At 68.1% G+C, this 13,960-nt stretch carries 14 protein-coding genes; 2 read left to right on the plus strand and 12 right to left on the minus strand.

Annotation, left to right across the window (positions count from 1 at the left end; genetic code table 11):
- Positions 1-11: 11 nt before the first annotated feature.
- The 3 genes from ABZU25_RS17480 to ABZU25_RS17490 form a co-directional block, all read right to left on the minus strand.
- The gene (locus ABZU25_RS17480; protein WP_355030364.1) at positions 12-878 is read right to left on the minus strand and encodes a carbohydrate ABC transporter permease; all 867 of its coding nucleotides are present in this window, start codon (positions 876-878) and stop codon (positions 12-14) included.
- Positions 875-1,795 (minus strand): sugar ABC transporter permease, encoded by a 921-nt coding sequence (locus ABZU25_RS17485; protein ID WP_355030365.1) that lies wholly within the window; start codon positions 1,793-1,795, stop codon positions 875-877. Before ABZU25_RS17485 ends, ABZU25_RS17480 begins: the two co-directional genes overlap by 4 nt.
- Before the next feature lie 74 nt (positions 1,796-1,869).
- Positions 1,870-3,177, minus strand: a complete 1,308-nt coding sequence (locus ABZU25_RS17490; RefSeq protein ID WP_355030366.1) for an extracellular solute-binding protein — start codon at positions 3,175-3,177, stop codon at positions 1,870-1,872.
- Between the two features lie 138 nt (positions 3,178-3,315).
- Here ABZU25_RS17490 and ABZU25_RS17495 point away from each other — a divergent pair, with 138 nt between their 5' ends.
- A complete protein-coding gene (locus ABZU25_RS17495) occupies positions 3,316-4,320 on the plus strand; it encodes a LacI family DNA-binding transcriptional regulator (protein ID WP_355030367.1) in 1,005 nt (334 codons plus the stop codon).
- A 151-nt stretch (positions 4,321-4,471) separates the two neighbouring features.
- On the opposite strand, the gene ABZU25_RS17500 is transcribed toward ABZU25_RS17495, so the two are convergent.
- The 3 genes from ABZU25_RS17500 to ABZU25_RS17510 all read right to left on the minus strand — a co-directional run bounded on the left by ABZU25_RS17500 (position 4,472) and on the right by ABZU25_RS17510 (position 6,908).
- Positions 4,472-4,858, minus strand: coding sequence for a tautomerase family protein (locus tag ABZU25_RS17500; RefSeq protein WP_355030368.1), 387 nt, complete (start codon positions 4,856-4,858; stop codon positions 4,472-4,474).
- Between the two features lie 23 nt (positions 4,859-4,881).
- Complete coding sequence (locus ABZU25_RS17505) at positions 4,882-5,757, minus strand: alpha/beta hydrolase (protein WP_355030369.1); 876 nt, start codon at positions 5,755-5,757, stop codon at positions 4,882-4,884.
- Positions 5,758-6,341: 584 nt separating this feature from the next.
- Positions 6,342-6,908, minus strand: coding sequence for an LURP-one-related family protein (locus ABZU25_RS17510; RefSeq protein ID WP_355030428.1), 567 nt, complete (start codon positions 6,906-6,908; stop codon positions 6,342-6,344).
- Positions 6,909-7,013: 105 nt separating this feature from the next.
- Here ABZU25_RS17510 and ABZU25_RS17515 point away from each other — a divergent pair, with 105 nt between their 5' ends.
- Positions 7,014-7,346: a hypothetical protein gene (locus ABZU25_RS17515; RefSeq protein WP_355030370.1), complete on the plus strand. Its 333-nt coding sequence runs from the start codon at positions 7,014-7,016 to the stop codon at positions 7,344-7,346.
- Between the two features lie 644 nt (positions 7,347-7,990).
- Here the strand turns inward: ABZU25_RS17515 and ABZU25_RS17520 are convergent.
- The 6 genes from ABZU25_RS17520 to ABZU25_RS17545 all read right to left on the minus strand — a co-directional run bounded on the left by ABZU25_RS17520 (position 7,991) and on the right by ABZU25_RS17545 (position 13,819).
- Positions 7,991-8,239: a hypothetical protein gene (locus ABZU25_RS17520; protein WP_355030371.1), complete on the minus strand. Its 249-nt coding sequence runs from the start codon at positions 8,237-8,239 to the stop codon at positions 7,991-7,993.
- Positions 8,240-8,302: 63 nt separating this feature from the next.
- On the minus strand, positions 8,303-8,770 hold the full coding sequence (locus ABZU25_RS17525; protein WP_355030372.1) for a hypothetical protein: 468 nt from the start codon (positions 8,768-8,770) through the stop codon (positions 8,303-8,305).
- 112 nt (positions 8,771-8,882) lie between these two features.
- A complete protein-coding gene (locus ABZU25_RS17530) occupies positions 8,883-9,371 on the minus strand; it encodes a MarR family transcriptional regulator (protein ID WP_355030373.1) in 489 nt (162 codons plus the stop codon).
- Positions 9,372-9,379: 8 nt separating this feature from the next.
- The gene (locus ABZU25_RS17535; RefSeq protein ID WP_355030374.1) at positions 9,380-10,627 is read right to left on the minus strand and encodes an NAD(P)/FAD-dependent oxidoreductase; all 1,248 of its coding nucleotides are present in this window, start codon (positions 10,625-10,627) and stop codon (positions 9,380-9,382) included.
- A gap of 178 nt (positions 10,628-10,805) precedes the next feature.
- Positions 10,806-12,419 (minus strand): LamG domain-containing protein, encoded by a 1,614-nt coding sequence (locus tag ABZU25_RS17540; RefSeq protein WP_355030375.1) that lies wholly within the window; start codon positions 12,417-12,419, stop codon positions 10,806-10,808.
- A gap of 533 nt (positions 12,420-12,952) precedes the next feature.
- The gene (locus ABZU25_RS17545) at positions 12,953-13,819 is read right to left on the minus strand and encodes an alpha/beta hydrolase (RefSeq protein WP_355030376.1); all 867 of its coding nucleotides are present in this window, start codon (positions 13,817-13,819) and stop codon (positions 12,953-12,955) included.
- Between the last annotated feature and the right edge of the window lie 141 nt (positions 13,820-13,960).

Raw genomic sequence — 13,960 nt, forward strand, 5'->3', positions numbered from 1 at the left:
ACCGCTGCCGCTCAGCCCTTGACCGCACCCTGCAGGCCACCGACGATCTGCTTCTCCGCGAGCGTGAAGAAGAGCAGTGCCGGCAGCATCGCCAGCGAGGTGAAGGCGAGGACGCCTGCCGTGTCGGTGGTGTACTGGCTGGAGAAGTTCTGCACGCCCAACGGCAGGGTGTGCAGGTTGACGTCGCTGAGGACGAGCAGCGGCAGCAGGAACGAGTTCCAACTCGCCACGAACGCCAGGACGCCAACGGTGACGAGCGCGGGCCGCGACAGCGGCATCGCGACGCGCCAGAGGAAACCGAGCCGACTCGCGCCGTCGATGGCGGCGGCGTCCTCCAACTCCCTGGGGATGGCCGACAGGAAGGGACGCAGGATCACGATCGTCAGTGGTAGTGAGAAGGCGACCTGCGGGAGGATCACCGCGTAGTAGGAGTTGATCAGGTTGAGGTCCCGCAGCATGAGGTAGAGCGGCAGGATCGCCGCCCCGGCCGGGAACAGCAGGCCGAGCGTGAAGAAGGTATAGAGCCCCTCCCGCCCACGGAAGGAGTAGCGGGCGAGCACGAACGCGGCGGCCAGCCCGAGCACGACGACGGCGAGCGTGGTGCCGAGGGCGATGACCGCGCTGTTGAACGCCTGGTGCCAGAAGTTGCTCTGGGTGAGCACCCTGGCGTAGTTGTCGAAGACGAACGGGTCGGGCAGGCCGGCCGGGTCCGCGACGATCTGCGGGGTGGTGCGGAAACCGCCGATGACCACGTAGATGACCGGGGCGATCGACACGGCCGCGACCGCGAGCGCGAGCGCGTAGGTGAGCGGCGTGCCCCAGGAAACCTGACGACGCCCGGTGGACGGGGAGTGAACGGAGTTTACGGCCATCGTCACTTCGTCCTTCCGGTGATGGCACCCTCGATGTCGCGACGGAGAAGGAACCGCTGGAACAGCAGCGCCGCCACGAAGGAAATGGCGAACAGGATCACCGCCACAGCGTTGCCGTAGCCCCACAACCGGGCGAAGAACCCGTTGTCCACCATGTACGTCGCCATGGTGGCCGATGCGCCGAGCGACCGCACCGCGGGCACCGAGGTCACCCAGATCATGTCGAAGATCTGCAGTGAGCCGATCATGGACAGGAACATCCAGATCCGGATCGTGGGGCCGAGCAGCGGGATCGTGACGTGCCGTTGGATCTGCCACCAGCTCGCGCCGTCGATGGCAGCCGCCTCGGTCAGCTCGTCGGGCACATTGGACAGCCCGGCGAGTAGCAGGATGATGGCGAAGCCGACGTACTTCCAGGTGAGGACGGCCAGCAGGGTCCAGATGACCAGGTCGAGGTCCGCGAGCCAGGGGCGCACCAGACCGCCCAGTCCCAGCGACCGCAGGAGCGCGTCGACAGTGCCATCGCCAGTGAGGAGCAGCTTCCACATGATGCCGACGGTGACCTCGGCGAGCACGTACGGCACGAACACCAGCAGGCGGAACACGGAGCGCCCACGGAAGCGACGGTTGAGCAGCAGGGCGATGCCCAGGGCGACCGGGCCCTGGATCAGCAGCGACCCGAACACGATGATGGCGTTGTTGCGCAACGCGTCGAGGAAGATCGGATCCTGGAAGGCGAGGGTGTAGTTCCTCAGGCCGACGAACTCGGTGGGAGGGCCGACCCCGCGCCACCGGAACAGGCTGTAGTAGACCGCGAAGCCCATCGGCACCAGCACGAACATCACGTAGATGACGACGGCCGGCGTGGTGAGCCCGATGATCTCGTACCACTTGCGGCGGGTCTCGGCTCGGCGGGCGGACACGCGCCCGGCCTCGTGGTGGCCCGCCGGCGACGCGGAAGCGCCGCCGGCGGGCATACGGATCTGGTTGGCGGAGGTCACTTGCTTGCGGCCGCCTTCATTGCCGAGACGACCTTCTCAGGCGCCCCGTTGCCGGCGAAGATGGCGACGATCGCGTCGTTCATCGCGTTGCCGACGGTGCTGCCGTAAGCCGTGTCCAGCCAGAGCTGGACGTAGCTCGCTCCGGAGGTTGCCTCCAGGATGGACTTCAGCGCGGGGTCCTTCACGCCGGCCTCCGCACCCTTGGCAACAGGCAGGCCGGTGCCGGTCTCGGCGTAGCCCTTCTGCACCTCGGGGCTCACGATGTACTTGAGGAACTCGACGCACTCTGCCGGGGCGCTCTTGGAGCAGGAGAACCCGTCGCCACCGCCGAGGGCCGCCTTCGGGTCACCCGGGGCACCGGAGATCGCCGGCACCGGGAACCAGCCGAGGAACGTCGCGAGCTTCGCCTTGTCCGTGGCGACGGTGTCCAGCGTGCCGCGGTTCCAGTCACCCATCAGCTCCATCGCGGCCTTGCCGTTGGCGAGCATGCCGTTGGCGCTGGTCGGGTCGTTCTGGCCCGGCGTGGCGATGAAGTTGGGCTGGAACGGCTTGGTGTCGATGAAGCTCTTCAGGTCCTGGCCGGCCTTCACGAAGCACGGATCGTCGAAGTTCTTGTCCTTGGACGCCTTCTTCAGGGTGTCGACCGAGCAGGCGCGCAGCGCGAGGTTGTACCACCAGTGCGCGGCCGGCCACTTGTCACCGGCGCCCACGGCGATCGGAACGACGTTGATCGCCTTGAGCTTGGTGACCGCGGCGTTGAGCTCCTCGAAGGTGGTCGGCGGAGCCGCGATGCCCGCCCTGGCGAACATGTCCTTGTTGTACCAGATGCCCTCGATGCCCATCCGGAACGGCAGGCCGTACTGCTTGCCGTTCACCTGCCAGATCTCCGCGGCGCTGCCGATGTTGGCAACCTCGGTCTTGACCTGGTCGGTGATCTCCTTGAGGTAGTCGGCTTCCACCTGCTCGCTCATCTCGCCGCCGCCCCAGGCCTGGAAGACGTCCGGCGGGTCACTGCTCAGCAGCGCGGCGGGGAGCCGGGTGCGCTGGAGCTGGTTGGTCTCGATCGCCTCGATCTCGATCTTGACGGTGGGGTGGAGCGCGGAGAAGTCCTTGGCGACCTTCTCCCAGTAGGTCTTGCCGGGCCCGTCCTGTGAGGCGTTGTGCCACCAACTCAGGGTCACCGGGTCCTTGTACAGCTCGTTCTGGGGAGTCGCCTCTTCGCCGCCGCCGTTGCACCCGGCGACAACGAGAACACTTGTCATTAGCAGTGCCAAGACGGCACCCGCACGACGCTTCGTTGCCATCGATATCTCCTCGACTAGTCAGTCGCGGTACTCAGCCTGCGGCGAAGTTTTACAGTCACGTAACTTGATGTCAATCGGTATCGATAACGTTTTCGAACCGCTCGTGACGGACCCCGGTGCCGGCCCTATCATCAACGCGTGGTGTTCCAGCAACGCGTCAAAATGTCGGATGTCGCACGAGCCGCCGGAGTCTCGGTCGCAACTGTATCGAAGGTTGTAAATGGCCGGTACGGCGTGGCCCAGGCAACCGTGGAGCGCGTCCAGCAGGTCATCCACGAGCTCGGCTACGAGGCGAGCCTGGGAGCGCAGAGCCTGCGCAGCCACCGTACCAACGTGCTCGGCATCCTGGTCGCCGAGTTCGAGCCGTTCTCGACCGAGCTACTCAAGGGGGCGTCCCAGGAGGTCGCGGGCAGCGGATACCAGCTGCTGGCCTACTGCAGCGGCGACGGCGAGGGCGCCGCCGTGGGGTGGGAGCGGCGCTCGCTCGCCCGCCTCTCCGGCACCCTCATCGACGGTGCCGTGATCGTCACCCCAACCGTGGTCGAGACCGAGCACAGCTTCCACGTCGTGGCCGTCGACCCACACACCGGGCCATCCGACCTGCCCACCGTCGACTCGGACAACTTCGCCGGCGCCGTGCTGGCGACCAACTATCTGCTGTCCCTCGGGCACCGGCGGATCGGGCACATCAGTGGACGCGCCGACCTGAAGTCGGCGCGGCTGCGCGAGGCCGGTTTCCGCAGGGCGATGGCCGACGCGGCCGTGCCGGTGGACGAGCAGCTCGTCCGGGTCGGCGGGTTCCGGATCGAGAGCGCCGCCAGCACAGCCGCCGAGCTGCTAGCCCTCCCCGACCGGCCGAGTGCCATCTTCGCTGGTAACGACCTCTCCGCCATATCCACGATGGACGTCGCCCGCGGCATGGGCCTCTCGGTGCCCGACAACCTGTCGGTGATCGGCTTCGACAACGTGCCGGAGTCGGCGCTTGTCGATCCGCCGCTGACGACCATCATGCAGCCGCTGAAGCAGATGGGCGCCGAGGCACTGCGCCTGCTCATCGACCTGATCGACGGCGTCGAACGCGACACCCACATCCGGCTCCCCACCGAGCTTGTCATCCGTTCGTCCTGCCGCCCAAACCACTGATCCCCCGCCCGGGCAACTACACGGTCCGCGACGCCGCCCCGCTCTGCCGAGCCGCCCCCACCAGGACCAGCGGCACGCCAAGCGGAAGGCGGCGGCCGCCGCGCACCACCGCTACCGCGATCCGCGACCTGCGCGCGTTCGCCGTCCGCAATCACTTGGCCTTGGCGAGTTGGGCCTCTCCGTTGCCAAAGGACCAGTTCTCCGCGCCGGTCTCGACCACCGAAATCAGCACGTCCTCCGGACGCACGCCCGGATCGCGGCCGAGCCGCTCAACGATCGCGCGATACATCGCCATCTTGGCCTCGGAGGACTTGCCCGAGGTCCAGAAGATCTGGATCTGCACCAGATCAGCTGACCGCTGAATACCGAGAAAGTCACCGTGGGCGAAAGCGCTCTCGTCGTGCTCCGTGATGGCCATGAAGCGGTCGCCATCCTTGATCTGGACGGTCTCCCGCATCGCCTCGTAGATTTGGTCGAGGAGCGCCTTCTTGTATGTTTCGGGCTTACCCTCGCGGATCGCGATACGCGTGATGGGCATTGCTCTCCCTCCTTTTGTCTCTACTACCCCAGGAAGTCCAGGAGTTGGCGGGTGGTCTCGTCGGGGGCTTCCTCCGGGATGAAGTGTCCGACGGGGATCGGCTCGCCGCGGACGTCGTCGGCCCATTCCCGCCAGATGGCGAGCGGGTCGTCGTAGAGCTTCGCGACCTGACCACGTTGGCTCCAGAGAAACAGCACCGGGCAGGTGATCTTTCGGTTGCCGCGGTCCGCCTCGTCCTGCTGGTAGTCCAGGGTCGCGGCCGCGCGGAACTCCTCGCAGATCGCGTGCGCCGTGGCGGGGTCGCCGAACTGCTTGACGTACGCCGCCCGCACCTCGGGCGGGAAGGCGTCCTTCACCTCGGGCCAGGTGTCGAGCATGTAGTCGACGAGCACGGCGGGCGCCGCGCCGATGAACTGCTCGGGCACCGGCGCCGGTGCGGCCAGGAAGGACCAGACCCAGTAGGAGAGGCTGAACGCCTTGTCGGCGCGGTTGTAGACGTCCCCGATCGGCACGACGTCCATGACGGCCAGCCGGGTGACGGCGTCCGGTGCGTCAAGCGCGAGACGGTACGCGCAGCGGGCCCCCCGATCGTGGCCGACGAGGCGGAACTGCTGGTAACCCAGGCTCCGCATCACCTCGATCTGATCGCGGGCGATGGCTCGCATGCCGTACGGCTCGTGATCCGGGGTGCTCGGCGGTTTCCCGCTGTCGCCCCACCCCCGCAGGTCGGTGGCGACGACAGTGAAGTGTTCGGCGAGCCGGGGCGCGACCTGGTGCCACATGAGATGCGTCTCGGGGATGCCGTGCAGAAGCAGAACGGGCGGCCCACTGCCGCCACGGCGTCCGTGGATCGGCGCGCCGGACGTGGCGATGTCGAACTCTTCGAACCCGTCAAACATGCCTGCACCTTCCCGAAGAAGACAAGCCGTTCCGCCCGAAGGGATCGACCGTTATGCGACTCGACGCACTCGCCGAATAACATGCCTGGCGAGAGGCCGCGACCGGGGTCGGACGCTGCGATCTACCCGAACTTGAGCGCCGGAAACACGCCCCCGAATCGTCGCGTCAGTCGAGGCGGTGTGACCGTCTCGCCCGGCGGGCAGCCGGCTACCAAGCCGACCAGGAGAGTGGCGATTGCGTGGTCGAGAGCGTCGGCGAAGGGGCTGCGCAGAAATTGCAGACTCGCGTCAGCACGGTAGGCGACAGCCACCGCCGGGGCGGAATTGGTATAGGGCCAGAATGCGGCGGTGATCAAGTGATCAGACTGGCCGCTCGTGCCGACCGCTGATCACCGAGTTCGGGAATCAGGCTACGGACAAGCTCGGCCAGGCTGGTGAGGTTGGCGCGAGCCCCGCTTGATTCGTGCGGCGACGGCGATGGAGAAGTTGTGCTCCAGCATGTTGCCCGAACGCAGCCGGTGAACGCGTTGGGACTCTCCCGGCCACGAACCCGACCCCGAGCAATGCGGCTGCCGCCCGAGGGGTCAGTCCTCGTCGCCCTTCTTCTTGTCGCGGTTCATGGCCAGGTCGAGCGCGAGGACGCTGCCGATGATGAGCAGCGGGTCGACGCCGGCAGTGACCTGCACGGCGTAGGTGTCTCGGATCGTCAGCCACCGCTTGGAGACCGCGGCCACCTCGGTGCCGTCGCGTTCGATCACGTACTCGTGGTCGAGCAGGTCACCCTTCATCTGCAGGTCGTCGGGCCCCGGCACGTCGATGGTGAACTTGTCGCGGAACGGCGTGAGCAGATTCTTGCGGACCTCTGCGGCCTTCTCGCCACCGATCCGGATCTCATAGGTGGGACGCAGCGCTACCAGGTGCCGGTGCAGCGTGGCGACCTCATGGCCGGAGGCGTCCTCGATGACGACTTTGTTGCGGACGCTGAGCACCTTGCCGTCGACGTGGAAGAGCTTGGTGCCGTGCTCGTCGAGCACGTCGAAGTCGTCGCCGATCGAGAAGAACCGCTCCCTGATGACAAACATGAGTCGATTCTCCCCCACCGCGCAGGGAAGTGCCGGCCGGGCACGGCCGGCACTTACCACCGTCCGCACCGACTCGAGAAGCGCTTCCACGCTGTCCGGGTGGGCCCGCCCGTCCGCGAGCAGCGCGGTCACGGCCCGGACTGCCGGCGCGGTCGCCGTCTCCGGGAAACCCTGGTGCAGCAGCGCGATCTCGAGGTGATCCAGTGCGGCCTCGCCCAGTCAACCGTCATCACCACGGTCCAAGTCCGCCCGCAAGGACCTTCCTCCCGCCGGATGCCCACGTTGTCGGCAGAGCCGGATGTCTGGCGCGTGCCCGCTGACACGGGCCAGCTTGTCCTACCGCTGTGCTCTATTCCCGTCATGCATCTCGTCGTCTGCGGCGCACTCGTGAAGAACGGCGGGTCCTGCTGGTGGACCGCAGCCCGCCCCACCCCGCACTGGGCCGCGGACGCAGCGAAGGGCGCTCGCCATCCGCTGCGGCTGCCCGCCATCTCGATGTGCTGTTGAGCGGTATACCTCAGAGGTATGAATATGACTCAGAGGTATACCGCTCACTACCGCATCCGCCCCCACGAAGGTGACCGACGGTCACCACCGGCCGCCGGCCACAGCCCGAGCCAGGGTTAGGAATTACTCGTCCAAGGGTTCACATTGTGGCGAAGCCCTCGTCACGGTCGGGCGACCTGCATGCCGGCAGTGGCGAGGACGCCGTCCACGTAGGCGTCTGGCACATCAGAGACTGGGTCGGCTCTCCCACCAACCGTGCACTTGAGGAGCGCGACGACATCGGATGGGTCGGGATCAGCGATCTGGACGGCCTTCCCCTCGTGTTTGGCGCCCTGCCGGCATTGCTTCGCACCCCGGGGGACCTGTCCGGCTCGAACACGTCCACTGCCACACACCCGGATGCGCCCCGGCTCGCCGGAACACCAGCCGGTCCACGTCGCTCAAATCGTCGTATGTGGACTGGAAGATAGAACTGGCCGTCCGGGAAATGCTCGCGGATCCCATGGGCGTACGACAGGGCCAGCGCCGACTTTCCCGTGCCCCCCGCCGCGGAGATGACGACGACCTGCGCTCCCGCCCCGACCAGTTCCTCGACAGCAGCCAGCTCCGCCTCGCGGCCGACGAGTCGGGGCGCGACCGGAAGTTCACTCGGCGGAGTCGGGTCGTCCGCCAGGCGGGAGAACGGGTGACGCCGAAGGCTGGCTGGCCTGTCCCAGCCGGTGCTGCCACAGGGCGAGACCAACCCCGGTGAGGGTCAGGACGGCGACCGTGGGCCAGGCCAACCATCCGTACGCCGCGACCGGCTCGGGCAGTTCACCGCCGGTCGCGACGTTGACCACAACAGCCAGCACGACCGAGAGCAGACTCGACACTGTCACCAGCAGCAGAGCCACGAGCCGGCCAGGATCGCCGTCTCCCCCGGTGACACGACGCGGGCCACCGCCCTCTGACGCCACTCAACCGACAGCCACCCTCGCCGCGTCGAGGAATACCAGGCGGTTCACTTCGAGATAGTCCCGGACGCTTTCCCCGTCCGGCAGCCCCTCCCAGACGACGAGATTGAGATCGAGGAAGTAGGCCCGCGCCGCCTCGTGCACCGCGAGTGGGAACGTCAGCCGGATCAGCCGCTCGGCGACCCAGACCCGGTTCATCACGGCCTGCGTCTCGACGAGCCAATCGTCGCCGACCGTCCAGCTCGTCGGGCGGTTGAACGCGCACCGCTCAGCCTCAGCCGTCACCTCGATGAACCTCTCAAGCTGGGCGAGCTGTTCCGCGCGGCGGCTCTCCGCCAGAGCGAGACCCCGTCGCCGTTCCTCGGCCCGCTCCGCCGAGCGCTGGGTCTGATGCTGCACCCCGAAGGACAGGGTGCCGCCGAGGACCACGCCACCCAGCGAAACCATCGACACCCAGAGATCGCTCGGCATGCGGCCATGATGCCAGTCCCGCTCCACGCGGAAGTTCCCATGCCAGGCAGCCATCCGCTCGGCGGTCAGGCAGATGAACGAGCCGGCCGGACGCGCCGATGGCATCTCGGCCTCAGGCAGGCCGCTGCACGGTGTCGCCGCTGCGGAGGCGGTCCAGCTCGGCGAGGTACATCGCCTGCATGAGGTCATAGTGCCGGACCAGCAGCATGACCTCGTCGCCGCTGTAACCCTCGATGAGCCGCTCCGCCCGCTCGGCGAACCGCTCGTACGGTCGCTTCAACTCGGCGATCCGCTCCGGCCGCAGGGTGACGATCACCCGCCGCCGGTCCGCCGGGTCGCGCGTGGCCGTCACGTAGCCCGCCTCCTGGAGCCGGCGGAGCATGCTGGTCACCGCCCCGGTGGTGAGGTTGGTCCGCTCGGCGACCTGCCCCGCGGTGGCGGATCCGACGTCCGTCAGGTAGTCCAGGCACTCCAGGTCGGTCACGGTGAGGCCCAGCCGCTCCGCGATGGCGTACCGGAAAACCATGGACAGCCGCGACATCTCCCGCCCGGCGCGCATGAGGTCGGCGAGCGCGGACGCGCGGGCAGGTTCGTGGGACACGCCCGCAATCATGCCTCCGGTACGGTGACCCTGTGCAGCCGAGGTAACACTCGGGTCAGCACCCAGTGCGGTGCGGTCGCGCCTCCGGTGAGGCGGCGCATCAGCCCGGCGGCGGTGTCGACGGCGCGGAAGGCGTAGGGCACCATCTCGTCCTGGTAGCCGGCGATCGCCTCCTCCACCGGCGCGCCGCTCGCCCGGGCCTCGACCAGCCGGTGGCCGAGCAGTGCGGCGTCTCGCAGCGCGGTGTTGCCGCCGTGAGCGCCGAACGGCGGCATGACGTGCACGGCGTCGCCCATCATCGTCGCCCGGGGCAGCGCCCACCGGCGCGGGCGTCGGCCGGTGGCGAAGAGGTTGAGCACCGTGGCATCCAGCTCGGCCGTGCCGACCAGTCGCCGGATGAGCGGGTGGAAGTCCCCACTCATCCGGGTGGCCAATTTCCACAGCGCCAGCAGGTCCCCGCGGGCACCGATGGGCACCTCCTCCTGCCGGAGCAGCAGTCCCCACATGACGTAGTCGTCGCCGGTTGGCGCATAGCTGCCCGGAGCCAGGCGCGCGAACGCCTCCGGCGGGCTCTCGCCGAACCGCATGGAGGTGAAGAAGAAGGCGCGGCCCGGTCGGTCGGCGATGGCCAGGACCCCGCTGGTACGCAGTGCGTCCGGGATCACGCTCTCGCCATTCCGCCGCAGGGGCGACCGGCCGTAGATGCCCGCCATCGCGGTGTTCGCCGGGTCCGCGTCCGGCATGAGCTGGGCGCGCAGCGCCGAGCCGACGCCGTCCGCGCCCACGACGACGGTTGCCGCGGCGGCCCCGCCGTCGGAGAACCGCAGCCGCAGACTTGCCGGGCCACCGCTGTCCACCGCGACGGCGTCCTTGCCGTAGTGGATGCGTCCGTCCAGCCCGGACTGCAGGATCGACCGCAGGGTCAGGCGGTCGACCTGGCGGGTCGCGTGCGGCTCGTCCTTGAAGGTGATGGTGAACGCGTCCCGCAGCCGGCTGTCGGTGAAGCGTAGGTTCCCGCCGGGCTCGTCACCGGTGGTCAGCGCCAGGTTGTACAGCTGGCGGGGCAGGCTCTCGCGCAGAGCCTCCAGCCCGTACCGGTCGAGGATGATCCGGTAGCCCTGCCGCCGGACGAAGGGACTCGGGTCCCGCTCGTAGACGTGCACGTCGATGCCGGCGCGCATCAGGTACTGGGCGAGGCAGAGGCCGGAGAGGCCGGCGCCGGCGATTGCCACCGAGAAGTCCGTCGATATGCCCATGTCGATTATCTTAATGACTAAGATGATTTGAGCAAGGCCGCCGACGTGGCACACCCGCGTTCCGCGTCCTGCCGCTCGCCGCCGCGAGGCCACGGCCGACGTGGATGCGATCGTCGGGCCCGGCGCGGAACTCGCCACCGAGAGGGGCCATGGCCAGGCCCGACGCATCGCCAGATGCCTAGATCTGTTGATCCATGAACAGGTATTGCACGCGCGCGTCGCTCAGCATGCCCTGGTAGACGGTGACGTCGTCAACCTGCCCGTTGAGCCATTCGGCCGGCCCTTCCGGAGTCGTCGACCGGCCGACCAGCAGGGAGCCCGTTGCCTGCCAGGGCTGCCAGGCCTCGCGGAGTCCAACGGTCGTGGCGAGCGCTCCGTCCACGTAGAGCCGCGCCTGTCGGCGCCCGACGTCGAGGATGGCCACGAGCTGGTGCCAACCGTCGACGGCAGTCGCGGGCGTGGTCGCGGAGGTGGTGGCATCGGCGACGTCGGCGACGTCGAACCTCCACTGGCCGCCATTGTCCGGCTCGTACGCCAGCCGGAAGGCACTGCGGTCCGCGTCTTCCTGCGAGACGACCGTCTGCGCGCCCTCTGCCGTATCAAGCCGCACCCAGGTGGACACCGTGAACGATTGATCCGAACGGAGGACTGGTCCGTCCTCCCACACCGGGTTTCCCTCGTGGGCCACGTTGGTCTGGCTGCGGGCGTACTCCCAGGTCTCCTCGCCGTAGTGCGGATCCGACGGGTCGTCGATCCAGTGGGTATGGTCGAGTGCGAGGGTGCTGCTCCCCCGACGTCCGTCGAACACGACGTCGGCACCCCGGCTCAGGGTGAGCTGGCGTCCGAAGGCGGTCGAGTCCGGTGCTGAGCACAGGGTCGGGTCGAGGCTGTTGTCCTCGTAGCACACGACAGCGCCATCGAAGTTCCAATCACCGACCCGCCGTGGATCCAGCAGGCCCGACTCATTGAAACCCCCGGACGCGGGATCGGAGGCCAGCCAGCCGGTGAAGTCCTGGCCCACCAACACCCGGTCGTACACCTGGACAGCTGTCACGTTGCCCTGCCACCAGGTGTCGTCACCGCGACCTAACCGGACCGGCCCGGACGGGTCGTTGACCGCGGCCACACTGGTCGCGGTCGCCTCGGCAATCCCGTTCACCAAGAGGGTGACGGTCCGTGCGGTCGCGTCGTGCACGACCGCCAGGTGCGTCCAGAGTCCGATCTGAGGGGCCGAGTTCGATCGAGCGACGGACCCCCTCGCGCCCTTGCCGGTCGTTGACGGCATCTGGACCTGCCACCGGTTGCTGCGCCTGTCGTAGCCAACCGAGAGAGAGGCCCGGCCGGCACCGGCCTTGCTAGCGAAAACCCTGCTGACGGACGTGTCGGTGAGCCGCACCCAGGCTGCGAGAGAGAAGGTGCCGGCCGTGTTCAGAGCCGAAGGTGACGCCGACAGGTACGACGAGGTCCCGTTGAAGGCCACTGCCTGGCCACCGACCATCCGGGCGTCGTCCTGCCAGCTGATGTCAGAGCCGACCAACGGGGTGTCACCGCCCACGGCAGGCTGCTGGTCGGACAGCCCTGCGGCCTGGCTGATCCCTGGAAACGCCTCCAGTCCCCAGATCGCCGTCGGACCTGGGTGCCGGTCGAGGACGGTGACGGGACGTGGCTTCGCACTCGCCGTGGTGGCACCGGCAAGGGGTAGTGACACGGCGACGAAGGCCACGGTCAGGCGCAGCGCCGCCTTACGGGCAGAACCCCGGGCCGGACGAATGGAAAGAGTGTTTTTGATCATCGAACCTTTCCCATGATGAACGACAGGCGGGACCGGCGAGGGGACTCTCACACCCAGGACGCCTGATCGCCCGGACAGTGTCACAACACGATCCCGGTCCCGCTACCCCGAACCTCCTAGCGGGAGGCTGAACTGCCCGGGTACGCCTGACGGGCGCTGTCCGGTCGAGGCGCGGCAAGCGCGTCTCGTCTCGCCGGTTGTCGGCGTGAGGTCATGTCGAGCTTGCGAAAAATCTTGCGTAGGTGATAGTCCGAGCGGGCCAAGGCACACGCCGTTCAGATCAACGCCCCCCACCTGTCGATGGTCACCGACCCGGGAGCGGTCACCGATCAGATCGCAGCAGCCGCCAAGGCGACCGACTGACACGACAACCGGCCGTGGTATCGCTCACCGCGATGCCACGGCCGCCCCTTGGGTAAGCCCGTGTCTGTTCGAGGAATTCGGGATGGCTGGTGGTGATCCGCCGGTCACCGTGGCCGCGTTGGCAGGTTCGCCACACGCGGCCACGGTTGTCGCCGTTGTCGGAAGCCCGGTCAGGCAGTCGTCCGGGCCGCCTCCAGAATGACCTCGGTCACCTCACCGGGATGCGAGATCAGGCCCAGGTGACCGGCGTCGATCCGGGTGATGTCGGCCCCCGCCCGCTCCATCATCTCCTGCTGGCTGGCCGGCGGGATGACCCGGTCCTCGGTACCGATCACGGCCCACACCGGGATCGTCTTCCACGCCGGCTCGGTGGCCGGCTCCGCCAGCGCGTTCGTGGCCAGGGCGACCTGCGACACGGCGAGCACCTCCGCCTGCCGCCGAGGCAGACCGTTGGCGAAGCCGTTGATGAAGACCTTCGGCAGGACGTACGCGTCGACAGCACCTGCCGGAGCACCGGGGAACGGCACGAGCTTGAAGACACTCGTGGGGTCGGTCAGGGCCGGCTCGAGCACCGAGCCGGAGCCGGCGGTGAGCTGTTCCACCGTCTCCCCCTTCTCGGGGGCGAAGGCGTCGACGAACACGAGCGCCTTGACGTTCTGGTTGCCGGTCGCGGCGTCGCTTGCCACGAATCCGCCGTACGAGTGTGCCGCAAGCACGATGGGACCCTCGATGGTGGACAGGAAGTCCTTCAGGTAGCCGCTGTCGATCGACGGCCCCCGGTTGGGTTGTGGAGCAACCTGCACGTCGAAGCCGCGTGCCTGGAGTCTGCGGACCTCCCCACTCCAACTCGAGCCGTCGGCCCAGGCGCCGTGCACCAGGACGATCGTTGGTCTGCCGTCCTGCCCCCGGTCGGGGGTTGGATGCACACCGCCGTCCGCGAACACGCGTGAGGTGCCTGAGCCGAGAACTGTCACCAGCGTCGCCGCGGCGAGCGCCGCGCCGATGATCTTCGGCCGACGTGGCGAGATTCCGAGCATGTCTCTTCTCCCTCGTTGGTGAGTGATTCCGAACGGGGGCAGGTGTGCGAGGCTGCCCGGGCGACCCAGCCGAAGCCGCAACCGGTCGGGAGCACCCGCCGAGCGGCGCACGGACCGATGGCGGCCGGCCCTGGTGCCGCG

The organism is Micromonospora sp. NPDC005215, from assembly GCF_040607915.1.
Lineage (GTDB): Bacteria > Actinomycetota > Actinomycetes > Mycobacteriales > Micromonosporaceae > Micromonospora.